Here is a 23,070-nt window from a genome sequence, read left to right on the forward strand (position 1 = left end):
CGATCAGTACCAGTTTCTGTAGAAGGGAGAGTTGGCGATGCCGAGCAGCGCGTCGTCCCCGGACGAGTCGCCATAGGCGTAGATGTAGAAGTCATCGAGGTTGCTCAAGCAGTCCCGGAGCCGCGCGACTTTCTCCCGGTCGACACAGTTGGTACCGGAGATTCCGCCCGTCAGCTTGTTCTTGGCCGTCGCCAACCGGGTCCCACATACGTGGTCGAAACCCACCGCGTGGCCCCACGGGATCAAGTAGTTCTCCGGCGAATTGCTGACCAACGCGGTCACGTGCCCCATGGACTGGTGCCATTGCAGGCGGCGCAACGCTTGCGGCCTCAGCCAGAGTGGCAATTGCTCGGTGATGAAGAACCTCGCGTGCTCGCGCTCCTGCTCCACCGTCAGGCCACCCAGGTAACAGGCGATAAAGGCCAGTCGTGCTTGCATCAACGGCGTAATGCCCAGGATGACGCTGAGCATTTTTGGCAACAGGGGAATGATCCTGAGCCAGAACGCCCGGGTTCCGACGATGAAGCGCATGTAGCGCCAGAACGTGTGCCTGTCGGTCAACGTGCCGTCGAAATCGAAAACGGCCAATACCGGTCGTGTGCTGTCAGCGTGCATGAAGCGCTTCCTTGAGAGGGACAATCTCTATGATTTTTGGCAATTTGAAACCGGAGAGGTAACGCGAGAGCAGGGTGGTCACGCTGTTCTGGCTCAACTCACCGTCGCCTTCCACTGACAAGTGCAAGACATTGACTTCCTTATGGTCCGGGACGATGTAGGCCCTGGCACGCACCGCATCGGGGTGCTTCAGGGCGACGGATTCGATTTCCGCCAGATCGACCATCTGTGCTTTGATTTTCGAGATGCGCAGGCGCTGGCAATAGAAAAAGACATGGCCTTCTTCGTCTCGCCAGACCAGGTCGCCGGTGTGCAGCCAGCCGTCCCGGAAAAATCGCGCATTGATCTCTGGCGCAGCCTCATAGCCCGGGATGACCATCGACCCGCGTATCAACAGCTCGCCGATACGCCCAGCGACAACGTCCTGCCCTTGCGCGTCGACCACCCGCAGTTCGACGCCACTGATCGGTCGTCCCATGGCGCCGCGATGAACCTCGCCGACAGAGCTCTGGACGATCACCGGCATGCTTTCGGTCAGCCCGTAGCCTTGCAGTACAGCCGCGCATCCCAACAACTTGCCGAGTTTCTCGCCTTCATCGGCCGGTAGATGACTGCCGCCGGAATACATCATCAAGTGAGGATGCAGCGGCAATCGCGGGCCTTTGCGCTTGGCGAGTCGCGAATTGAAATAACGAATGACGTCCGGCACCAGGCAGGCAAAGGTGACTTGGTGTTCGGACAACACTTGCGCCAAGTCCCGATTGAGCAGGGTGTTGGTCATCAGCAACGTGGCGCCGATGCTCAGCGGGAACACCATCATCACCGACAACCCGAAGATCGCGTACAGCGGCAGTGTCACCAGGTGAACCGACCCTACGCCCTGGGGGTGAAACTGCTCATGCAACCCATCGCTTGACTGGGTCAGGTCGAGGTACCGGTGACAGACCGCCAGCGGCTTGCCGATGCCACGGTAGGTGAACTGCATCGAGACAATCGGGTTATCGTCTGGTAGCGACAGGGGCTGGGCCTGGCGTGGCAGCGTCGCTTCAACCGTGGCGTTTTCAAGCGGCTCGTCGCCATTGCCCACGATCAAGGCGTGGGTCGGCTGGAATAGGTCCTGGTGTTGCTCAAACAGAGCGCCAGTCGTGACGATCAGCGATGGTTTGGAAATGCCCAGGACATTGCCCAGCTCGAATGCCGTCAGTTTGTAGTTGAGAATCACCGGGACAGCACCATGGCCAATCACCGCCAGGTAATAGGCGATGAAATCCACGCTGTTGGGTAGCACAAGGGCAACTTTTTCCCCTGGCGATACCTTCAGGGCGTGGAGAAAGCCGTTGCATTCTTCAGCCCTGATTCGCAGGTCCCGGTATGTGACAGTTTCGTCAGCATCCAAGTCCCGTATAGCGATCTGCTCGGGAAATGAATGGGAAAAATCGACGAAACGATGCAGAAAACCTTCTTTATGGGTAAGGCTTTTCATTCACCAACCTCTCAATCCTTGAAGTCATGGTTAGATAAAAAGTACTGCAGAGGCAGGCTACTGTTTGAATGGGTTCAATTAACGTGCAGGTAATTGTTTTTCCGATACCACTCCAACGTATCGGTCAGTGTTTCCGTGACGGGACGGAATGCACATTTCAATTCGCTTGAACTCTTGCTGTGACTGAAGTGCGTTCTTCCTTGCTCTTGCTCTATAAGCTTGACCGTGGAAGTACTGATAAGCACAGGCTTTTTCGTGATGCGGTAATAACATTCATAGACGAAGGCGATGAGCCGTAGCATGAACAATGGGACAGGGCGTTCAGGTGCTTGTACGCCGCTGACACTGGACAGCGCCCGGAAGATACTTTTCATGTCCATATGATTGCCGGCGGCCAGATAACGCTCACCCGATCTGCCGCGAGTAATCGCCGCGATTTGGTGTTCCGCCACGTCCCGGGCATCCACCACCGAAAAGCTGCCTGGAAGAACGCCAGGCAACTTTTGTCCGACAAAATCCAGCAGGAACTGACCTGACGAGGTAGGACCAATATCACCAGGGCCGAACATCCAGCCGGGCAACACCATCGCGACAAACATGTCCGGGTGCAACGACAGGAACTCCCGAACCTTCTGCTCGGACAGGATCTTGCTCAGGTAGTAATCGTCAGCTTCCGCTTCATCACGTGACATGGTTTCATCGATCACCTCGTCCCTGTCGCCCTTCAGGACCGCAATGGAGGAAGTGTGGACGGCACGGCGAATCCCAGCGGCATAAGCGGCCTGCAACAAGCGCTCGGTGCCGGTCACATTGGTGTCATATAATTTCTGCCAATGTTTTCCGCCCTTGTAACTATCGCGAAAGTACGCGGCGGTATGAAACAAAGCGTCGCAACCTTCCAGCGCATGGCTAAACGCGCCAACATCGAGCATATCGCCTTCAACCAACTCAACAGGCAGGTCGCCGAATTGCTTCCTGGCTTTTTCAACGGAGCGTACAAGGGCCTTGACCTTGATGTTTCGTTTCAAAAGCGCATGGACGACGTTATTTCCGAGCAGGCCTGTAGCGCCTGTAACAAAGGCATATTCCATTAAAATCCAGCTCCTTTGAGGTACCTGCCCGGGCACGGTTGGCGCTGGACAGGTGTCGGATGATCCAACGGCGCAAGTAAAAACCATTCGGTATCTGGAAATCAAGCGGTATTTAGTGAAAAGAACAAAGACGAGGTGTCTAGCTCGGGCCTGAGACGGCAAGTCTCAGTGTGTTCGTCATGCGAGTGACGCCATTTTCCAGGCACTCCAGCGATTTTTCACGCTGGGCGGGAAGGGTGTGTCACAGCGCTTGCCCCTGGAATCCGGCCGAAAATTGTCTTCCTGCGAAGGTCTGTTACAGCCTGGAATGCGTCGTCATTAGATGCCACTTCCAAAACTTTAAATGCAAACAGCCAAGGTGGGTGGTAAGGTAGAAAACACCTGTTTTGCTAGCTGAATCGTTGATTCGTTTCATCTAGTTACAAATATATACATCGGGCCAAAGGAGCCGAGGGCGTGATCAAGAAGAGATTGGGGCGAGAGGAAAGTCAGCAAGTAACCAGAGATAAGTTATTCGACACTGCTACGGATCTGATGATCAAGAAAGGCTTTCATGCCGCCAGCGTGAATACAATTTCCGAAGAGGCCGGCTATTCGAAAGGTGCATTCTTTTCAAACTTCTCAAGCAAGTCGGAACTGTTGCTTCAACTTACCCAGCGCTTCAAGAGAGTCGAGATAGATCGCTTGGGCAGCACCTTGGCGGCGGGCTACACCGCAGAGCAACTGACTCAAGGCCTGAATGCTTACATCGACACGCTTAAAAACAATACCAACTGCGCCATCCTCGACGCCGAAATGCAGTTGATCGCTTTGCGTGATGACGAGTTCGCAAAGCATTATTACGACCTGCATGAAGAAAACAGCGAGGCGTTAGGAAGACTGATCACGATCATCTTCAATCACGCCGGCAAGAAGCCTCCGTTGGCATACGCAGCACTGGCGCGAACTTTCACCGCATTGTCGGAAGGCTTGATCCTGCAGGGGCATAAAGATCCGGCTGCGGAAATCAAGCTGGTGCTCAATTCACTGATTCAAACGGCGGAGCCGTTGTAGATGTGGGATGCAGTCAGGTAAGCGATGATTGATACGGAGATGGAGCTTGAAAGCTGTCGTGAGCACGCTGAAAAGCGGTCTGTCAGGGTGACCAATCCTAAACACGAATGTGCGCATAATGTATATTATGTTAAACGAGATGTTTATGCGCTTACTCCACCTGTGTCGCTTGCATCCTAAAATCCGAATTTAGCTGAGATTCACGTGCTGGAATCCGGGCACTTCGCCCTTGATGAGAAGCCCGATGAAATCGCGAGCCTGGTCGATACGTTTTCGAACAAGACGCTGAAGTCGCAGTAATCACCATATGAAAGCCCACTGCCCGAGTCATCAGGCAGTGGGCTTGATGTGCAAGCGACATCGGGGGATCCGGTTCAAATGAATCGCTTCCAACCGTCGCCCGCTTTGTGTGGTCTAGCGAACTTCTGTTATCAGTGACCGGCGCTTTGGCCGCCGTCGACGTGCAGGATTTCCCCGGTCACGAATGCGGCGCTGTCCAGGTACAGAACGGCCCCGACGATGTCGGCGATTTCCCCCATGTGGCCTACTGGGTGCAGGCTGCCCAGAGCTGCGTGGGTTTCTTCACCATGCATCGGGGTCTTGATGATGCCTGGGGATACGGCGTTGACGCGGATGCCACGCTTGGCATACTCGATTGCCAGGGATTTGGTGGCTGCGTTTATGCCGCCCTTGGTCAGCGATGCCAGTACTGAAGGTACGCCATCGATGGCGTGCTCGGCCAGCGTGGTGGTGATGCTGACCACATGACCACCTTGGCCTTGTTTTTCCATCTGGGCGATGGCCTGCTGCGACATGTAGAAGAAGCTGCCCATGTTAGTGGCAACATTGTTAGCATATTCTTCACCGGTGAATTGGGTGAAAGGCTTAGCCAGGAAGATCCCGGCGTTGTTCACCAAGGTGTCGATGCGGCCGAAGCGAGCCACGCCTTCCCGGATGATGCGCTCGGCAGTGGTCGGATCAGCAATGTCACCGACTACCGTCAGGATGTCCGGATCGGTGGATGGCTTGATCGAGCGCGACGTCGCGATGACCTGATAACCCAGTTTGCGGAAACCCGCGACGATGCCTGCGCCCAGACCTTGGGATGCGCCAGTCACCACAACGACTTTTTTTGCATTGCTCATGATAATTTCCTGATAATTAATGAATGCGAATTAAGTGAATAAGCTAAGCCATCAGGCAGTAGCCGGCTTTCGCGCCATCTGCCGTAGGGCTTCTTCGTATTGTTCAACTGACTGTGATCCAGCCACCAACTGACGACCGTTCAGCACCATGGCCGGGATCGAATTGATCCCGCCCTCACGATAGAAGCTCTCGAGCTCACGGACTTCGATGGCGAACATCCCGGTTGCCAACACCTCGCGAGCGCGGGTGGTGGAAAGTCCTGCTTCACCGGCCAGACGTACTAGGGTTTCGTGGTTGCTGGGGTTGTGGCCGTCGGTGAAATACGCCTTGAGCAGGATTTTCTTCAGTTCGATCTGGCGACCTTCCGTTACCGCCCAAAACAGAAGGCGATGGGCGTCGAAGGTGTTGTAGAAATGACTGCGTTTTTCCAGATCGAAATGAAAGCCGATGGCCTCGCCACGGGCGATCACCATTTCATTGCGAGAGGCTACCTCTTCAGCACTGCGACCATATTTGCGCATCATGTGCTTGACTGCGTGCTCGCCCTCGACCGGCATATCCGGGTTCAATTCGAAGGGTTTGAACGTCAGCTCGACGGCGACTTCACCAGCGAGATTCGTTATGGCCTGCTCCAGCGCTGTGGCGCCAAGCGCGCACCACGGGCACACGACATCCGACACAAAGTCGATTTTGACGGGCTGAGTCACGATTTAGATTCCGCCAGATTTTTGCGGTACTCGGTGGTGGTGATGCCCGCATAGCCCCAGTTATCGGTATCCACCTCCTCGATCACGATATGAGTGAGATGCGGGTCCTTGTTGAGGACGGTCTGCATGGTCTGGGTGATTTCGGCGATTACCTGAGCTTTCTGTTCCTTGGTAACGCCATCGCGGGTGATACGAACGCTGATGAAAGGCATGCAAAAATCTCCAGTTCGTCCCCAATCGAAGTGATAGGCGGCAAGTGGAGTGGACTTTAGAATGTTGCCTTGAATGAATAAATACAGGGAAAGGAACATCATTTGTAATGCGGTGTAATAAATGCATCGGGGGATAACGTATAAACACCCGCAAAGTCGGGCGCAAACCTAGGACCTTCCTCGCCCGTCTTCGCCTGGCCTCATCGACGCTCGGCGACTTTCCCACCAACTCTAGACCCGGCTTTGCAGGAACGCATCGATCTTGTCATCGGCGTAGTGCAAACCGCCGGGATAACAAGGGCCATGATTATCGTCCCAGCTCGACTCATCGAGAATCATGGTGCGTTCTGCTGGCGTACGGCCTGGCCGGACCGGATCGCCAGCAGGATTCCCGATGATGCAATGCGCCTTGCGCCCATACCGTTCAGGGCATACCAACCCGATCAATCAGCCATAGCCTCCCCCACTACCCGCTTGTTCACCATAACCGGCTCGACATCCTTGCCCGGCTTGCCACCCACCGCCTTCAAATCCTTGGCAAACGTCCCATCCACCTCCCCCTTGAAGAAATTCTTGCCATAAATCAGCAAGCACAACACAACGCCAATCCCGAATGCCCAGCTCGCGCCTTTGATCGCCAGTACCGCTCCAATCACGCCGGCGATACCCAGGTCGCGCTGGCTACGCGCTTCAAGGATGCCCAAACGCACGCTCACGTAACCCTGGATCAGCAGCGTCAGCGACAGGGCTACACCGAGGATCGGCTGCACCAACGTCACGACCGGCAACAGCAGCAGACCGCTGTTGGTCCCCCAACGGAACGACCCGACTCCGCCGATGATCGACTTCATCGCCTTCGGTCCGCCTTTAAATCGCTCGATCACCACCACCAGCATCGCCGCCCATTTCGGGCCGCACATCGCGACGTCCGGGCCGAAGATGCTCATGAACGCATTGCGTGCGCCGAAGATCAGGTGGGCGCGATCGGCGTTGTAGTCGACGACTTCGTCGGTGCGGACGGTTTCAGCTTCGTCGAGCAATGATTTCGCGCTGAGGACATCGCCGAACACGATGATGTAGGCCGCGAGCATGGTCGGCAGCGCGGAGATGAACATCGAGAGCGGCGGCATGCCCAGGCCAAATACCGTGTAGTTGTTCCACAGGCCAGCGAAATCCGGTTGGCTGATGCCCCACTGGAGGGTTGGCCAGGGCGCTTCACCGAACAATGGGGCAATCACCACGGCTAGCAGCACGATCGGCAAGATGCCGAGCTTGGCGAAGTTCCACCAGAAACGGTTGCGTTGCTTGAGCTCGTTGAAGTGCTGGGAAAAGATCAAATAGAAGGCGATACCGACCGCAATGGAAATGGTCCAGGGCAGCACATTGAATTTACCGCCGACCTGGAATACTGCGATCACCGCGCTCAAGCCAGCGCCGACGATGATCCCCGATTTGATCGCCGAAGGTACATACTCCACCACCTTCTTCGCCATGCCGGTCGCCCCCAGGGCGATTGAAAAAATCCCCAGCATCAACTGGAAGGCAATCAAGGCGTGGACACGCTCCGAGCCCATCGGAAACTGCGCGCAGTAGGCCATCAACAGCGGCACCGCCGGGGTGATCCATCCGGGTACGGTCGGGTCGCCAAGCAAATGGTGCGCGAGGTACAGCAAGCCGTTGAGCATCACGACGGCGAGCGCAACCTCAAAAGGCATGCCGAGCAGTTCGGTCATCAGCGGAATCGCCGCCAGGTCCACGGCGCACATGAGCAAGCCTTGGAGATAGTCTGGAAGCTCGATCTTGTAGTGGATAAACGGTAGCCGGACCTTGAAAGGACCGAGCGGGATGTACGGGCTTTCGCTCCGTTGCGCAGGAGTGTCGGACATTCGGTTCACCTGTTTTATTGGATTTGTAATGGCGGGCGCATGCTCCGGCAGCACCGGAGTCGTGAGTGACAAAGATCAATAGGCAGCGCGATAGATCTTCTCGATATCGGCGGCGGTCAGCTTGCGCGGGTTGTTGCGCATCAGGCGGTCGATCTTGCTGGCCTCGTCGGCCATCGCGGGGATAGCGTCTTCGGGCACGTTGAAACTGCGCAGGCCAGAGGGGATATCCACGGCGGCACATAGATCGGCCATGGCCCTGACGGCCTGGTCTGCCGCATTCTTGTCGCTCAGGTTCTCAACGCGCACGCCCATGGCTTCGGCGATGTCGCGAAAACGCTCGACGCAGGCAGTCTTGTTCCACTCCATCACATACGGCAGCAGCAAGGCGTTGCTGACGCCGTGGGCAATGTTGAACCGCCCGCCCAGCGGGTACGCCAGCGCATGCACCGCCCCTACCCCCGCGTTGCCGAACGCCATGCCGGCCATCAGGCTGGCGGTGGCCATGTCTTCCCGAGCCTGCAGGTTGGTTGGGTTGGCATAAGCCTTCGGCAGCGCCTTGGTGATCAGCCTGATCGCGCCCAGGGCGATGGCATCGGTGATCGGCGAAGCGTTTACCGAAATATACGACTCGACCGCATGCACAAGTGCGTCGACACCACTGGCCGCCGTCACGCTGCGCGGACAAGTCAATGTCATGGCCGGGCTGACCAAGGCCACGTCGGGCAGCAGGTAATCGCTGACGATGCCTTTCTTCAACTGCGCTTGCTTGTCGGAAAAAATCGCCACGTTGGTGACCTCCGAGCCTGTGCCGGCAGTCGTCGGAATGGCAATCAACGCTGGGCCTTTGCGTTTCACCAGATCAACACCGAACAGTTCGCTCAGCGGACCTGCATGTCCGACAAACGCCGCGACGCCCTTGGCGATATCGATGGCGCTACCGCCACCCACGGCGATCAATCCATCGTGGCCGCCCTCGCGATAAGCACGGGTGCAGTCTTCGACGATGGCCACTTCAGGCTCCGGCTTGACCTGGTCGAAAATGCCGTAGCGGCGGTCGCCGAGTTGCGCGAGCGCGAGATCAACGGTGCCGGAATTCACTAGGATGACGTCTGTGACGATCAGCGGATTCTTGACCTCCAGGCGCGTCAGTTCCGCGCCAAGCTGCTCGATTGCGCCAGGTCCGGTGATCAATTTGTTAGCGATTTTGAAAGCAGAGATATTCATCGGGCTCGTCCAGTTGATGTTGTTTTATTGGAAGACGTGCCACAGGAGATAGCGAAAGGCGTGCCAATGCCCACAAGGCCCTTATTGCACGGGGCTTTGCGCGATTTTCACGAGAGCAGGAGGGTTTTTACGGACCAGTGGCGATTAGTTTTCTGATCGATTTGGCTGGGTCTGATCAGGATCCTAATCAGACTGTTCCCAGCGTTTCATTTTCTGCACTACCGTGGCCTGGCTCACCCCCAGCGCCTTGGCCGCAAGGCGCGTGGTCTTGTGCGTAAGCAGCGCGGCACGAATCGCACTGCGCTCGGCATTTTCCAGTACCTTGCGCAGCGGCAGGCCAGTGTCACTGGTGTTGGGTGGATTGAGGTCGAGGAGCTCTTCCGGCATATCAAGCGCCTCGACGGTCCCGGTCTGATTGGTCACCACCAGCCGCTCGACCAGGTTGATCAACTCGCGGATGTTGCCAGGCCAGTCGTAGTCGCACATCAGGTCGAGGGCCTCGAGACTCCATTGGACCTGGCGTTCATAGCGGGCGTTGAACCGGTCGAGGTAGTAATGCAGCAGCGGCGCGATCTCCTCCCGACGTTCGCGCAGTGCCGGAATGTGGATCGGCACCACGTTGAGCCGGTAATACAGGTCAGCCCGGAAACGGCCTTGCGCCACCTGCTGCTTGAGGTCATGGTGGGTGGCGCTGATGATGCGCACATCGACCTCCTTCAGCTCCAGGCCACCCACCGGAATGAAGCGGTTTTCTTCGATCACCTTGAGCAGCTTGACCTGCACCGGCAACGGCAAATCACCGATTTCGTCGAGAAACAAGGTGCCGTGATGCGCAAGCTCCAGCAGGCCACGCTTGCCTTTGGGGCCGGCGCCGGTGAACGCTCCGGGCACATAGCCAAACAGCTCGGCTTCGATCAGGTTTTCCGGCAGTGCGCCGCAGTTGAGTGCGAGGAAGGGTTCGCTGGCACGGGGGCTGGCGTTATGGATGAATTGCGCGACGAGAGTCTTGCCGACGCCGGTTTCGCCTTGGAGCAACACCTTGACCGAGCTGCTGGCAACCTGGCGAGCCAGCGAGAGGACGCGGCCGGACACCTCCTGATCGGCCATCAGCGGCGAGCGCAGGAGATTGTCTCGTTGGCCGGCGTGGAGCTTCGCGGTGCTGTTGCGCAGTTGCTTGAGCTGTTGCAGCTCATCGCGCTCATGCTTCATGCGCAGCAGTTCCGTCATGTCGCGCACGGTACTGACCACGTATGAAATCCGCTTGCCAGCATCGAGAATCGGCGTGGCGCTGACGAGCAGCTTCTTGCCCTGGCTCAGGCTCTGCATCACCGACACCGGCCGACCGCCCTGCAATACCCTCAAGGTAGCCGATTGCGAAATGACGCCCTCCTTCACCAGCTCCCGCATGGATCGGCCGATGAGATCCGCGCCGCTAAGCCCGGTCAGGCGCTCATAGGCCTGATTGACCTTCAACGTCTTGCCGTCGCCATCGGTGATGTAGACGCCGTCATGCAAAGCGTTGAGCAGCTCTTCGAAACTGGCGTCGTTGAGGTTCACCGGGGACGTTCCTTCCTGGGGGCATGGCCGTCAAGTGTAAACGTAGAGCCGCGGTTTGAGGCGACACAAACGATTGGCGCTGATTCAACGAAATCGAAGGGAGGTGCGGCTGGATTATGCGTCCCGCCGCTGATCCGGACTGTGCTGGGGCCATCAGCTTGCAAGAGCGCAGGCAGCAAGGTCTGCAACACCAGCATCGTGCTGCCGGCGGTCCCGATTGCAAATGAATAGTTCCCTGCCCTTACGCTCCCGGGCCGGAATTCAATGGCTGTCGAGTTGAGTTCCGCCCCGAGGATCCTGGCGCCACAAATTTCAGCCGCAGCCTGCACCGCGGTCAGGTGCTGGCGCAACAATCCGGGACGGGAGCGCTTGCCGCGTATCCCCGTCATCCGGAACGCTCGACCGGTAATGATGGAAAGGCTGAGGGCGGTACGGAGCACCTGCCCTCCTCCATGGGTGCCGTCGATCAGAATCAGATCTTGGCTCATCGATCAGCCCTTCACGCAGACGACTTGGCGCAAGGTATGGACGACTTCCACCAGGTCGCGCTGGGCCGCCATGACCGCGTCGATGTCTTTGTAAGCCATCGGGATTTCGTCGATGACGGCTTCATCCTTGCGGCACTCGACGTGGGCGGTCGCCCGAACCTGGTCCTCGACGGTGAACACCGCTTTCGCCTTGGTACGGCTCATCACTCGGCCGGCACCGTGCGAGCAACTGCAGAATGCCTCCTCGTTCCCCAGTCCTCGCACAATGAAGCTCTTGGCGCCCATTGACCCCGGGATAATTCCCATCTGCCCCTTCTGCGCAGAGACGGCGCCTTTGCGCGTAAGGAGGATGTCCTCACCGAAATAGGTGCCCCGCTCCACATAGTTATGGTGGCAGTCGACGGCGACCAGCCGGGACTCGAAAGGCTTGGTGATGATCGACCGCACGGCGTCGAGCACCGCAAGCATCATGACCGCGCGGTTCTGCTTGGCGAAGTCCTGGGCCCATTCGACCGCCTCGACGTAGTCATCGAAGCTGGACGTGCCTTCGCGCAGGTAGGCCAGGTCCTGGTCAGGCAAGTTGACCATGTGCTTGCGCATTTCCTCGCGGGCCTTCTCGATGAAGTAGGTGCCGATCATGTTTCCTACGCCACGGGAACCGGTGTGAAGCATCACCCAGACATGGTCGGCTTCGTCCAGGCACACCTCGACGAAATGGTTGCCGGTGCCCAACGTCCCGAGGTGTTTGCGGTTGTTGGTCTTTTTCAGGCGCGGGTGCTTGTCGGTGATGAGGTCGAACCGGCCTTCGAGCGCCGACCAGGCCTGGTCGACGATTTGCGGCGTGGTCTCCCAGGCTCCCTTGTCACGGCCGTTGCGCCCGGAAGTGCGTCCATGCGGAACAGCTTTCTCAATGGCCGTACGCAGGCCAAACAGGTTATCGGGAAGGTCGGCGGCGCGAAGCGAAGTGCGCACTGCCGACATTCCGCACCCGAGGTCGACCCCGACGGCTGCGGGAATCACCGCACCCTTGGTCGGGATCACGCTGCCGATCGTCGAGCCTTTCCCCAGATGAACATCGGGCATGACCGCCATGTGCTTGAACACGAACGGCATCTGCGCAGTGTTCATCAGCTGTTGCTTGGCCTCCGGCTCGACCGGGACACCACGGGTCCACATCTTGATCGGCTTGCCGTTTTCGACTTCAAGCAATTGATAGGTTTGGGTGGTCATTGTTTCGCTCCTGTTTTTTGTGTGGGAGCTCCATAGCGAGCGGCATGCCAATTTGATCGTTGGCGGAGCAAAAATTATTTATCTAATTGATTTATAAATGTTTATTGAATCTTTTAAAGCATTCTGCGCCCCGTTGCGATGCGATAAAACGATAAAATATCTATACTTTTCTATCGGAACATATCTTTCAGGATAGATCGCAATGCGCGCCAAAAAGACAGTCGCCATCGGAATTCTAGGATCGAAGCTCGACCGTGTGGGAAAAGGTTCGCAGCGCTGGAACAAATGGCGCCCCACCCTCTCGCTGTGCCAACAGCCCGACCTGCTGATCGATCGGCTTGAACTGATTCACGGGGAAGCGCGGTGGGATACCGATCTTGCCCTGAAAGTCGCGGCGGATATCGCCCAGGTATCGCCTGAAACCGAGGTTCGCCTGCACCCCATGGCGCTGCAAAATCCCTGGGATTTCGAGGAGGTGTATGCCTCGCTGCATGACTTCGCGGCGGGCTATCCGTTTGACACCGCCGGCGAGGATTACCTTGTCCACATCACCACGGGTACCCACGTCCAGCAGATCGTCTGGTTCCTGCTGGCCGAGTCCCGCCACATCCCCGCCAAACTGATACAGACCCAACCCAGTGGCGCGCGGGAGGACGATTCTGCCCCGGCAGGCAGACACGTCGTCACCGATCTCGACCTGCAGCGCTACGACCAGATCGCCAAGCGATTCCAGGCTGAACGCCTGCAAGGCACGGAGTTGCTCAAGTCCGGCATTGCGACGCGCAACGCGGCGTTCAACCGGACCATCGAGCAGATTGAACGGGTCGCCGCTCGATCCCGGGCTCCCATCCTGATCAGCGGCCCCACGGGGGCGGGAAAATCATTTCTGGCGCGGCAGATCTACGAACTCAAGCGTGGTCGCCACCAGGTCGATGGCGCGTTCGTCGAGGTCAACTGCGCCACCTTGCGCGGCGATACCGCGATGTCGACGTTGTTTGGCCATACCAAAGGTGCGTTCACCGGCGCGCAACAGGCGCGAGAAGGGTTGTTGCGCTCGGCACACAAGGGCGTGTTGTTCCTCGACGAGATCGGCGAGCTGCCGCTCGACGAACAAGCGATGCTCCTGAAAGCAATCGAGGAAAAAAGATTCTTGCCGATGGGCTCCGATAAAGAAGTCGAGTCTGACTTCACCTTGATCGCCGGTACCAATCGAGACCTGCAAGCGCGTGTCAACGAAGGCCAGTTCCGCGAGGACCTCCTCGCCAGGATCAACATCTGGACATTCGTCCTGCCTGGCCTGGCCAACCGCAGCGAGGACATCGAACCAAACATCGATTTCGAGCTACAGCGATATGCCAGGGACAACGGCCACAGGGTTCGCTTCAGTGCCGAAGCCCGGCGCCGATATTTGTCGTTCGCCACGAGTAGGGATGCGAACTGGTCCGGAAACTTCAGGCAGCTCTCAGCGTCAATCACGCGCATGGCGACCCTGGCGGATAGCGGCCGCATCGACATGGCGCTTGTGGAGGATGAGTTGGAGCGACTGCGCCAGGACTGGCGATTGCCGGCAACCTCCGATCCATTGTCCGAGCACTTGGCTAACGCCGGACTTGAGATCGACCTGTTCGATCGCCTGCAACTGGAGTCGGTCTTGAGGGTGTGCCGCACAGCGGCAAGCCAGGCAGACGCCGGGCGCAAGCTCTTCGCCCACAGCCGGACAGCCAAGGCATCGCCTAACGATTCCGATCGAATCCGAAAATTCCTGGCTCGATTCAATATCACCTGGAGCCAGGTTCACGAACTTTCAGCGCCGCGTCGTTGAGCGTCGGGAAGACCACGCCGATGCCCTTCTTGATCCTCCATCGAATAACAAAGTGTTGCGTACAACAAACAATCAAACCGTAACTTTCAAATCCACGCCCAGTGCCTCGGCAAATGCCTTGACCAAGGGGCTGCGCACGATGTTATGGCGCAGGATCAGACTGAACGGCGTGACAATGTTGATCAGGTCCGGACGAACGGCGCGAAACTCTCCCCGCGCCACCATCGGCGCGGCGTAATGCTGGGGCAGGAAGCCCAGGAAACGGCCCGTCTTGATCAGCAGCGCAACGGCTTCCACTTGGGTGGCCGACGCGGAAAAGCTGTCGTAGCGGGCGAATTTCAATTTGTCGCGATGAACCGCATAGCGATGGTTGATGCACTCGTGCTCCTTGAGCACATCTTCGCCCATGTCCGCATCCGCCATGGAAAACAGCGGGTGACCGACGGCGCAATAAACCTCCGAGCGTTCTTCATAAAGTGCGTAATAGTCGAATTCTTCGCGCTTTTGATAAATCGGCACGATTCCCGCTACCAACCGGCCCTCGACGACACCTCTTTCAACTTCATCAAGTTGCGTGGCCTGAAGTTGAAACCTGACCTTGGGCGACTGTTCATTGATTCGTCTAAGGGCGGCAACTAACGGGGAGTTGGTATCGGAGATCGTGTTATCAATAACGCCAACGCCCAAGTCCCCGACAAGTTCGTTTTGCGCGGAACTAAGTCGGTCGCGAAAGTTGTCGACCGAGGCAAATAAATCGATTGACGCCTGATACACCAGGCGTCCTTCTTCCGTCAGGTGAAAACCCTCTCGCCCCCGTGTGCAAAGGCGCATTCCGATGCGGATTTCCAGGTCGGAAATCTGTTTGCTGATGGCTGCCAGCCCCACATTCAGCTCATTCTGCGCGGCGCTGAAGCCGCCCGCCTCGACCACGGCCTTGAAGACTTTGAGCAGTTTGAAGTCCAGCCCGCTGAGGGCCAATGGCGCCCGTTGCGGCGCTTTCGGCGGCGGGTTTCCGGAATTGGAAAGTGGGGTTTCCATAATGCTTATTTACCTCTGGCGCCCTATTCAACAACCTGTGCCCAACAACAAAAACACGCTGGCCTAATAATAATGATCACAGAAAACCAGGCTTGGCAACTGCCAATAAATCCCGAGGATCAGCGCCAAACCGCTGATCTGGAAACATTAAAAGCTGACACTTCGATCAGCTCTCGCACTGATGCAACTGCCCCCTTGAAAACTGCTCTGGCCTGACTTCGCTCGCCGATTTTTGTGGCGGCGTCATGGCCTGGAGTACCCGTTTCAGTTCGCGTTACCGACGAGGAAAACAACAATGTCCCAAACCACCGACCGTCTCTGGGGTGCCCGCTTCAAAAGCGGCCCTTCCGAAGCCTTGGCGGCCCTGTCCCGTTGCCCTGAGCGTTACTTCCGGCTCACCCCGTACGACCTCGCCGGGTCCAAGGCCCATGCCCGGGAATTGCAGCGCGCCGGCCTGCTGAGCGAGCAGGAAACCCTGACGATGCTCGATGCGCTGGAGCGTATCGGCGCGGATTACCGCGCCGGCAGCATTGCCCCGACCCTGGATGACGAAGACGTCCATACCTTCATCGAGCGGCTGCTGACCGAGCGCCTGGGTGCCCTGGGTGGCAAGCTGCGGGCCGGTCGTTCGCGCAACGACCAGACCGCCAACGACCTGCGGCTGTTCCTGCGTGACCATGTGCGCACCCTGGCCGTAGAGGTGCTGGGCCTGCAGCAGGCGCTGGTGGACCAGGCCGAGCAGCATGTCCAGAGCATCTGCCCCGGATTTACTCACCTGCAGCAAGCACAACCGATCGTGTTTGCCCATCACTTGCTGGCCCATGCCCAATCGATGCTGCGCGACGTGCAGCGCCTGGTGGACTGGGACGCGCGCACGTCGCTGTCCCCGTTGGGTGCGGCGGCCATGGCGGGCTCGGCAATCGCTCGCTTACCTCAGCAGTCGGCAAAGGAAATGGGTTACAGCGGTGTCTGCGAGAACTCCATCGACGCCGTGGCCAGCCGAGATCACGTCGCCGAGTTCCTGTTCATCGCCAGCATGCTCGGCATCAACATCTCGCGCCTCGCCGAGGAGTTCTGCCTGTGGTCGTCGCGGCAGTTTCGCTGGGTTGAACTGGACGATGCCTACGCGACCGGCAGTTCGATCATGCCGCAGAAAAAGAACCCGGACATCGCTGAACTGGCGCGGGGCAAGGCGGGCCGGCTGATCGGCAACCTCACCGGGCTGTTGTCCACGCTCAAATCCTTGCCGCTGTCCTACAACCGCGATTTGAGCGAAGACAAGCACGGCGTGCTCGACAGCGTCGACACCCTGCTGCTGGTGCTGCCGGCCATGGCCGGAATGGTTGCGACGATGAAGGTCGATATCGAGGAACTGCGGCGCCAGGCACCCATGGGCTTTACCCTCGCCACCGAAGTCGCCGACTGGCTGGCGGTGCGCGGCGTGCCGTTCAAGGAGGCCCATGAAATCACCGGGGCGCTGGTCCAGGCGTGCGAGAAACACGGCATCGAATTGTGGGACGCCTCCGCGGCGCTGCTGGCGGAAATCGACCCGCGCCTGACCCCGGAAGTCCGCGAAAGCCTGACCCTCGAGGCCGCCATCGCTGCGCGCAGCGGCTGGGGAGGCACCGCACCGCAACAGGTGCGTGAACAGATCGGCCGCCTGAAAACCGCCCTCGCCGCCCAACAGCGATGGACCGAGGACTATCAAGGATTTCGCCTCTAAAGCAGCACATAAAACCTGTGGGAGCGAGCTTGCTCGCGATAGCGGTGGATCAGCCAAGTTGATGTTGAAAGTGAAACTGTAATCGCGAGCAAGCTCGCTCCCACAGTGATGGCGGCGAAACCAAGTACGGAGAACCAACATGAGCCAGACACAGGCAGAACGACTCCAGGCGGAGCGCAAGCTGGCGGAAAACCAGTTCGATATCACCCAGTACGACCATGTGCCCCGGCGCTACTACGGGCGGATCTTCTTCGCCACGGTGATCGTCATCGCACTCATCGGCCTGGTGCGCGCCTTCGCCGAAGGCAAGATCGAGTGGTCCTACATCGGCCAGTTCCTGACGTCCCAGGCGATCATGTGGGGCTTGCTCAACACCATCATCATGGCGGTGCTGGCGATGGCGCTGGGCATCGTGTTCGGCGTGATCACCGCGATCATGCGCATGTCGGCCAACCCGATCCTGCGTTACGTGGCTTTGATCTATACCTGGCTGTTTCGCGGCACGCCGCTGATCCTGCAACTGCTGTTGTGGTTCAACCTGGCGCTGATCTTCCCCACCATCGGCATCCCTGGCCTGTTCGAGATGGACACGGTGAGCCTGATGACGCCGTTCGTGGCTGCGCTGTTTGGCTTGAGCATCAACCAGGGCGCCTACACCGCCGAAGTGGTGCGCGCCGGCCTGCTCTCGGTGGACACCGGGCAATACGAAGCCGCCAAGTCCATCGGCATGCCGCGCCTGCAAGCGCTGCGCCGGATCATCCTGCCCCAGGCCATGCGCATCATCATCCCGCCGGTGGGCAACGAGTTCATCAGCATGGTCAAGATGACCTCGCTGGCGAGCGTCATCCAGTACTCGGAACTGCTCTACAACGCCCAGAACATCTACTACGCCAACGCCCGCGTGATGGAGCTGCTGATCGTCGCCGGTATCTGGTACCTGGCCACCGTCACCGTCCTGTCCTTTGGCCAAAGCCGCCTGGAGCGTCGTTTCGCCCGCGGCGCCGGCAAGCGTTCTTGAGGAGCCCCACATGAGAAGCATCGTCAAGGCCGTGGGCCTGAACAAATATTACGACCAGTTCCACGCGCTGAAGGACATCAACATCGAAGTCGAGCAAGGCGAAGTGTTGTGCATCATCGGCCCGTCCGGCTCGGGCAAGAGCACCTTGCTGCGCTGCGTCAACCAGCTGGAAAAAATCGACAAGGGCGGCTTGTGGGTCGACGGCGAACTGGTGGGTTACCGGATCGTCGGCAACAAGCTGCACGAACTCAACGAAACACAGGTCGCACGCCAGCGCTTGTCCACCGGCATGGTGTTCCAGCGTTTCAACCTGTTCCCGCACATGACCGTGCTGCAGAACATCATCGAAGGGCCGTGCCAGGTGCTCAAGCGCTCCCCGAAAGAGGCGAACGAAGAAGCCCTGGAATTGCTCGCCCGCGTCGGCCTGGCCGACAAGCGCAACAGCTACCCCATCGAGCTTTCGGGCGGCCAGCAACAACGCGTTGCCATTGCCCGTGCGCTGGCCATGCGGCCCAAGCTGATGTTGTTCGATGAACCCACTTCGGCACTCGACCCGGAACTGGTCGGTGAGGTGCTGTCGGTGATGCGCGATCTCGCGCAGACCGGCATGACCATGATCGTCGTCACCCATGAACTGGGCTTCGCTCGCGAGGTTTCCAACCGCATGGTGTTCATGGACGACGGGCAGATCGTGGAGGCTGGAAGCCCCGAAGAAATACTAATAAGTCCGCAAAACCCTCGCACCCAGAGCTTCATTTCTGCCGTTCGAACCTAGGCGCCGGTTGGCGCTCACAACACTCATAAGAGAACGACCATGAAGAACTTCATCATTCCCGCAGTACTCGCAGGCGTCGTGGCCTCCGGCTTCACCTTCGCCGCCGAATTGCCGGCCAGCATCAAGGCCAAGGGCGAGATCGTCGTAGCGATCATGCCGAACTACCCGCCGATGGACTTCAAGGACCCGGCCACCAACACCCTCACCGGCTTCGACTACGACCTGGGCAATGCCCTGGCCGAACGCCTGGGCGTGAAGATCAAATGGCAGGAAACCGGCTTCGAACAGATGATCAACGCCCTGACCACCGACCGTGTGGACCTGGTGCTGTCGGGCATGACCGACACCGCCGAGCGGCAGGCCAGCGTGACCTTCGTCGACTATTTCACCAGCGGCCCGCAGTTCTATACCTTGCAGAAAAACAAGGACACCAACGAGATCGTCGACCTGTGCGGCAAGAAAGTCGGCACCAGCCGCCGCACCAACTTCCCAGCGGAAATCGCAGCGTGGAGCAAGGTCAACTGTGAAGGCGCCGGCAAGCCCGCGATCAATGTGATCGGCACCGAAGGCTCGGCCGATGCCCGTGCGCAACTGCGCCAGAGCCGCATCGATGCAGCCATGCAAGGCAGTGAAACCCTGCCGTACCTCAAGACCCAGGAAAAGGACATGTACAAGACCGTCGGCCTGCCGATTTCGGCGCAGTACAGCGGCATGGGCGTAAGCAAGCAAAAACCTGAGCTCAGTGAAGCGGTGAAGGTTGCGCTGCAAAGCATGATCGATGACGGCAGCTACCAGGTGATCCTCAAGAAGTGGGACTTGGAGCTGGGTGCGATCAAGACCGTGACGCTCAACGCCGGGAAGTGATCGTACAGGCAACATCAATCCAGTGTGGGAGCGAGCTTGCTCGCGATGAGGCCCGTACATTCAACATGTTTGGTGAATGACACACCGCTATCGCGAGCAAGCTCGCTCCCACAGGGGGCTGGTGTTTTTCGATAAACAATGGAGCACTAGCGATGTCCTCCTTACCCACCTGGCCCGAACAGCACAAAGCGTGCCTCGCCCTGGCCTTCGACCTCGATGGCCCGACCGGCGATGCCATGCTAAATGGTTCGATCTGGCGCAAGCCCGAATACTTCGGCTTCGGTGGCTACGGCCCATACCGGGCACTACCACGCTTGCTCGATCTGCTGGATGAGTTCCATATCCCGACGACATTTTTCGTCCCGGCGTGGGTCGTGGAGAACTGGCCTAAACAGTGCCAGGCGATCGTCGAGCGCGGCCATGAGGTGGCTTATCACGGCTACAAGCACGAATCGTTCTACGCCCTGACGCTGGAACAGCAAAAGGACGTGATGAAGATCTCCCGCGAGGTGTTCTGGCAGCACTTGAATATCCGCGCCGAAGGCTTCCGTACGCCGTCCGGCGACTGGCGCGCCGAAACCCCGGCCATGTTGGTCGAGGCCGGTGTGACCTACTCCAGCAGCATGCGCGGCGATGACCGGCCGTACCTGGTGAACGTGCCGGGGTTCGATACGCCGCTGGTGGAGATTCCTGGTCGCTGGGAGATGGACGATTACGCCTCCCTCGCCTACACCCGTGCGCCGAACTTCCCTTCCGGGCTGGATCGCACGGCCAGTTACGCGCTGACCCTGGATAACTGGTGTCGCGAATACGACGGCGCCATGGATGAAGGCTTATGCCTGACCACCCTCTTCCACCCCAAGATTACCGGCAAGCCGGGCCGCATCCTGCTGCTGGAAAAACTCTTCGAGCACATGCGCACCCGCGACGACGTGTGGTTTGCCACCTGCCGTGACGTCGCCCAGTGGTGGCTCAAGGAGCATCATCATGGCTGATTCGCCAATCTGGCCGAACGGCCATCGCTGCGCCGCGGTATTGACCGTGGATTACAACGACATCCACGGCATCCTCACGCAGGCCCCGGAAGTCGCCAGGCGGGACAAGACCCTGTCGGTATGGCGCTACGGCACCCAACGCGGCGTGGAGCGGTTGCTCGGCCTGTTCAAGGAACTCGGCGTCCCGAGCAGTTGGTTCGTCCCCGGTCTCGTTGCCGAGGAAAACCCCGGGCACCTCCAGTCGATCCTGGCCGACGGCCATGAAGTCGCCTGCGCCGGCTACCGACATCAGGACTACGACACGCTGGACCTGGCGGCGCAACGCGACGACATCGCCAAGGGCTGCGAGACCCTGGCCCGGCTGACCGGACAGCGCCCGGTCGGCTTTCGTCTCCCGGCGGGCAATGGCGCGCCGGGGTTCATCGAGGCCTTGAAAGACCACGGCATTCGCTGGTCCTCGTCGTGGCGTGGCGATGACTTGCCATTCGCCCACCCGACAGCGCCCAGCGTGATTGAAGTGCCGCTGCATTATGAACTGGAGGACGAGCCCTACTTCGCCTTCAACTTGAGCCCGGCGGTACCCCCCGCACAATCGCGGATCGCCTCCTACAGCCACACTTTGGGCAACCTGCAGATGGACTTCGCCGGGTTTCACCGGTTTGGCCTTTGCTACGTGCTTCGCCTGCACCCGGAAATCATCGCCACGCCAGGACGGATCGGCGTGCTGCGTGAATTGATCAAGGGCATCCAACAACACGATGACGTGTGGATCGCCACGGGCGCTGAGGTCGCTAAGTGGTGGGCAGCAACCGCTGCGCCGGTGGCCGAGGACCATCCGGCGTCGGTCTACGAGCGGCATTATCGGGACTATGTTGCATGGGGCGATGTTTCATGAGCGAACGTTTGCAGCACCTGGCGCAATTCGTCCGGTCGCACGCTGGATCGGTGTCAGGCATGATCACTCTGGCTCCGGTTCGCGAGTCATCGCGGTGCACGCCAACATCTGAATAAGGACATTTGCATCACCGTGGCCACTTACTCGCTCGTTATTCGACGCTTGATGATCGTGTCACTGACCATCGTCGTCAGCCGTGCCATCACCAGCCCTTTGCTCACGCTGTTCCTGAGCAACAAGTTGGGCCTGGACCAACAGGACGTCGGCCTGCTGCTCGGCATCGCGGTGTTCACCGCCACCCTGCTGGCCCTCTACGGCGGCTACATCATCGACCGCCTGGAAAAGCGCCGGTTGCTGATCCTGGCGATGCTCTCCAGCGCCATCGGCTTCGTGCTGCTGACCTTCGCCGAAAACCTCTACCTGACCACCCTGACCGTCGTCATCACCGAGACAGCGTCCGCGTTGTTCCTTATCGGCTCCAAAGCGATCCTCAGCGAAAACCTGCCCATCGGCCAGCGTGCCAAGGCGTTTTCCCTGCGCTACACCCTGACCAACATCGGCTACGCCACCGGTCCCATGCTCGGTGTGGTGATTGCCGGCGTCTATCCGATCGCGCCCTTCCTGATCGCCGCAGGCATCGCATTTGCGAGCATCTTCCTGATGACCGGCATCCCCAGCGACGCAACGTCGAAACCAGCCTTGACGCCACCGCCCAGTTTTCTCAAGACGCTGAAGACCCTGAAAAACGACCGCACCCTGATCATGTTCACCGGCGGCTGCCTGCTCAGCACCGTCGTACACGGCCGCTTCACCCTCTACCTGTCGCAGTACCTGCTGGTGACCCACGATTCCAAACGCGCTCTGCAAATCATGGCCGCCCTGCTCGCCTGCAACGCCATCACGGTCATCCTGCTGCAATACCAGATCGGTCGGTTCCTCGACCGCGAAAAGCTGCGCCACTGGATCGCCGCGGGCACCGGCCTGTTCATCCTGGGCCTGGTCGGCTTCAGCCTGGCGGACGACATGGTGAGCTGGTGCGTGGCCATGTTCATCTTCACCCTCGGCGAGATGATCATCTACCCGGCCGAATTCCTTTTCGTCGACACCCTGGCACCGGAAGAACTGCGCGGCAGCTACTACGGCGCCCAAAACCTCGCAGCCCTCGGTGGCGCCCTGAGCCCGGTGATCTGCGGCTACCTGCTGCTGCACACCCCGGCCCCGACCATGTTCTATGCCTTGAGCGCACTG

The 23,070-nt window shown here is 58.9% G+C and carries 20 protein-coding genes and 1 pseudogene; 9 read left to right on the forward strand and 12 right to left on the reverse strand.

The window, feature by feature from the left end:
• Positions 1-3 precede the first annotated feature (3 nt).
• From OC610_RS01640 to OC610_RS01650, 3 genes are all read right to left on the reverse strand, one after another.
• Complete coding sequence (locus OC610_RS01640; protein ID WP_030138880.1) at positions 4-615, reverse strand: HAD-IB family hydrolase; 612 nt, start codon at positions 613-615, stop codon at positions 4-6.
• Positions 605-2,098, reverse strand: a complete 1,494-nt coding sequence (locus tag OC610_RS01645) for a class I adenylate-forming enzyme family protein (RefSeq protein WP_264426233.1) — start codon at positions 2,096-2,098, stop codon at positions 605-607. Before OC610_RS01645 ends, OC610_RS01640 begins: the two co-directional genes overlap by 11 nt.
• Positions 2,099-2,172: 74 nt before the next feature.
• A complete protein-coding gene (locus tag OC610_RS01650; RefSeq protein ID WP_264426235.1) occupies positions 2,173-3,189 on the reverse strand; it encodes an SDR family oxidoreductase in 1,017 nt (338 codons plus the stop codon).
• 456 nt (positions 3,190-3,645) lie between these two features.
• Between OC610_RS01650 and OC610_RS01655 the strand changes: the two genes are divergently transcribed.
• Complete coding sequence (locus tag OC610_RS01655; RefSeq protein WP_264426236.1) at positions 3,646-4,242, forward strand: TetR/AcrR family transcriptional regulator; 597 nt, start codon at positions 3,646-3,648, stop codon at positions 4,240-4,242.
• A gap of 431 nt (positions 4,243-4,673) precedes the next feature.
• On the opposite strand, the gene OC610_RS01660 is transcribed toward OC610_RS01655, so the two are convergent.
• The 8 genes and pseudogenes from OC610_RS01660 to OC610_RS01695 all read right to left on the reverse strand — a co-directional run bounded on the left by OC610_RS01660 (position 4,674) and on the right by OC610_RS01695 (position 12,692).
• Entirely contained in the window at positions 4,674-5,387 is a 714-nt protein-coding gene (locus tag OC610_RS01660) for an SDR family NAD(P)-dependent oxidoreductase (protein ID WP_264426237.1), read from the reverse strand.
• Positions 5,388-5,438: 51 nt separating this feature from the next.
• Positions 5,439-6,095 (reverse strand): DsbA family oxidoreductase, encoded by a 657-nt coding sequence (locus OC610_RS01665; RefSeq protein ID WP_264426238.1) that lies wholly within the window; start codon positions 6,093-6,095, stop codon positions 5,439-5,441.
• The gene (locus tag OC610_RS01670; RefSeq protein WP_201181601.1) at positions 6,092-6,307 is read right to left on the reverse strand and encodes a tautomerase family protein; all 216 of its coding nucleotides are present in this window, start codon (positions 6,305-6,307) and stop codon (positions 6,092-6,094) included. Before OC610_RS01670 ends, OC610_RS01665 begins: the two co-directional genes overlap by 4 nt.
• A gap of 443 nt (positions 6,308-6,750) precedes the next feature.
• Positions 6,751-8,193 carry a hypothetical protein gene (locus tag OC610_RS01675; RefSeq protein ID WP_264426239.1) on the reverse strand — a complete coding sequence of 481 codons (1,443 nt, stop codon included), beginning with the start codon at positions 8,191-8,193 and terminating at the stop codon, positions 6,751-6,753.
• A gap of 75 nt (positions 8,194-8,268) precedes the next feature.
• Positions 8,269-9,417 carry an iron-containing alcohol dehydrogenase gene (locus OC610_RS01680; protein WP_264426240.1) on the reverse strand — a complete coding sequence of 383 codons (1,149 nt, stop codon included), beginning with the start codon at positions 9,415-9,417 and terminating at the stop codon, positions 8,269-8,271.
• 183 nt (positions 9,418-9,600) lie between these two features.
• A complete protein-coding gene (locus tag OC610_RS01685) occupies positions 9,601-10,974 on the reverse strand; it encodes a sigma-54 interaction domain-containing protein (RefSeq protein ID WP_264426241.1) in 1,374 nt (457 codons plus the stop codon).
• 77 nt (positions 10,975-11,051) lie between these two features.
• A pseudogene (locus OC610_RS01690) lies at positions 11,052-11,462 on the reverse strand (RNA 3'-terminal phosphate cyclase); the annotation flags it as partial.
• Between the two features lie 3 nt (positions 11,463-11,465).
• On the reverse strand, positions 11,466-12,692 hold the full coding sequence (locus OC610_RS01695; protein WP_264426243.1) for an RtcB family protein: 1,227 nt from the start codon (positions 12,690-12,692) through the stop codon (positions 11,466-11,468).
• 202 nt (positions 12,693-12,894) lie between these two features.
• Here OC610_RS01695 and rtcR point away from each other — a divergent pair, with 202 nt between their 5' ends.
• Positions 12,895-14,514 (forward strand): RNA repair transcriptional activator RtcR, encoded by a 1,620-nt coding sequence (gene rtcR / locus OC610_RS01700; protein ID WP_264426244.1) that lies wholly within the window; start codon positions 12,895-12,897, stop codon positions 14,512-14,514.
• A 72-nt stretch (positions 14,515-14,586) separates the two neighbouring features.
• Here rtcR and OC610_RS01705 read toward each other — a convergent pair whose 3' ends face one another.
• A complete protein-coding gene (locus OC610_RS01705; RefSeq protein WP_264426245.1) occupies positions 14,587-15,552 on the reverse strand; it encodes a LysR family transcriptional regulator in 966 nt (321 codons plus the stop codon).
• Between the two features lie 295 nt (positions 15,553-15,847).
• On the opposite strand from OC610_RS01705, the gene argH reads away from it, so the two are divergent.
• From argH to OC610_RS01740, 7 genes are all read left to right on the forward strand, one after another.
• Positions 15,848-17,275 (forward strand): argininosuccinate lyase, encoded by a 1,428-nt coding sequence (gene argH, locus OC610_RS01710; protein WP_264426246.1) that lies wholly within the window; start codon positions 15,848-15,850, stop codon positions 17,273-17,275.
• Positions 17,276-17,414: 139 nt separating this feature from the next.
• Positions 17,415-18,293, forward strand: coding sequence for an amino acid ABC transporter permease (locus tag OC610_RS01715; protein WP_264426247.1), 879 nt, complete (start codon positions 17,415-17,417; stop codon positions 18,291-18,293).
• 10 nt (positions 18,294-18,303) lie between these two features.
• Positions 18,304-19,068, forward strand: a complete 765-nt coding sequence (locus tag OC610_RS01720) for an amino acid ABC transporter ATP-binding protein (RefSeq protein ID WP_264426248.1) — start codon at positions 18,304-18,306, stop codon at positions 19,066-19,068.
• 39 nt (positions 19,069-19,107) lie between these two features.
• Positions 19,108-19,932, forward strand: coding sequence for an ABC transporter substrate-binding protein (locus tag OC610_RS01725; RefSeq protein ID WP_264426249.1), 825 nt, complete (start codon positions 19,108-19,110; stop codon positions 19,930-19,932).
• A 152-nt stretch (positions 19,933-20,084) separates the two neighbouring features.
• Positions 20,085-20,927, forward strand: coding sequence for a polysaccharide deacetylase family protein (locus OC610_RS01730; protein ID WP_264426250.1), 843 nt, complete (start codon positions 20,085-20,087; stop codon positions 20,925-20,927).
• Positions 20,920-21,822, forward strand: a complete 903-nt coding sequence (locus OC610_RS01735) for a polysaccharide deacetylase family protein (protein ID WP_264426251.1) — start codon at positions 20,920-20,922, stop codon at positions 21,820-21,822. Before OC610_RS01730 ends, OC610_RS01735 begins: the two co-directional genes overlap by 8 nt.
• A 132-nt stretch (positions 21,823-21,954) precedes the next feature.
• A partial coding sequence (locus OC610_RS01740) for an MFS transporter (protein WP_264426252.1) occupies positions 21,955-23,070 on the forward strand: 1,116 nt, incomplete at its 3' end.

Source organism: Pseudomonas agronomica, assembly GCF_025917275.1.
GTDB lineage: Bacteria > Pseudomonadota > Gammaproteobacteria > Pseudomonadales > Pseudomonadaceae > Aquipseudomonas > Aquipseudomonas agronomica.

Excerpts from the sequence above, each read along its gene's own strand:
- argH (WP_264426246.1), top strand. The coding sequence starts at position 15,848 with ATGTCCCAAACCACCGACCGTCTCTGGGGTGCCCGCTTCAAAAGCGGC.
- OC610_RS01705 (WP_264426245.1), bottom strand. The coding sequence starts at position 15,552 with ATGGAAACCCCACTTTCCAATTCCGGAAACCCGCCGCCGAAAGCGCCG.
- OC610_RS01695 (WP_264426243.1), bottom strand. The coding sequence starts at position 12,692 with ATGACCACCCAAACCTATCAATTGCTTGAAGTCGAAAACGGCAAGCCG.
- OC610_RS01670 (WP_201181601.1), bottom strand. The coding sequence starts at position 6,307 with ATGCCTTTCATCAGCGTTCGTATCACCCGCGATGGCGTTACCAAGGAA.
- OC610_RS01650 (WP_264426235.1), bottom strand. The coding sequence starts at position 3,189 with ATGGAATATGCCTTTGTTACAGGCGCTACAGGCCTGCTCGGAAATAAC.
- OC610_RS01675 (WP_264426239.1), bottom strand. The coding sequence starts at position 8,193 with ATGTCCGACACTCCTGCGCAACGGAGCGAAAGCCCGTACATCCCGCTC.
- rtcR (WP_264426244.1), top strand. The coding sequence starts at position 12,895 with ATGCGCGCCAAAAAGACAGTCGCCATCGGAATTCTAGGATCGAAGCTC.
- OC610_RS01660 (WP_264426237.1), bottom strand. The coding sequence starts at position 5,387 with ATGAGCAATGCAAAAAAAGTCGTTGTGGTGACTGGCGCATCCCAAGGT.
- OC610_RS01730 (WP_264426250.1), top strand. The coding sequence starts at position 20,085 with ATGTCCTCCTTACCCACCTGGCCCGAACAGCACAAAGCGTGCCTCGCC.
- OC610_RS01645 (WP_264426233.1), bottom strand. The coding sequence starts at position 2,098 with ATGAAAAGCCTTACCCATAAAGAAGGTTTTCTGCATCGTTTCGTCGAT.
- OC610_RS01680 (WP_264426240.1), bottom strand. The coding sequence starts at position 9,417 with ATGAATATCTCTGCTTTCAAAATCGCTAACAAATTGATCACCGGACCT.
- OC610_RS01640 (WP_030138880.1), bottom strand. The coding sequence starts at position 615 with ATGCACGCTGACAGCACACGACCGGTATTGGCCGTTTTCGATTTCGAC.
- OC610_RS01720 (WP_264426248.1), top strand. The coding sequence starts at position 18,304 with ATGAGAAGCATCGTCAAGGCCGTGGGCCTGAACAAATATTACGACCAG.
- OC610_RS01735 (WP_264426251.1), top strand. The coding sequence starts at position 20,920 with ATGGCTGATTCGCCAATCTGGCCGAACGGCCATCGCTGCGCCGCGGTA.
- OC610_RS01715 (WP_264426247.1), top strand. The coding sequence starts at position 17,415 with ATGAGCCAGACACAGGCAGAACGACTCCAGGCGGAGCGCAAGCTGGCG.
- OC610_RS01725 (WP_264426249.1), top strand. The coding sequence starts at position 19,108 with ATGAAGAACTTCATCATTCCCGCAGTACTCGCAGGCGTCGTGGCCTCC.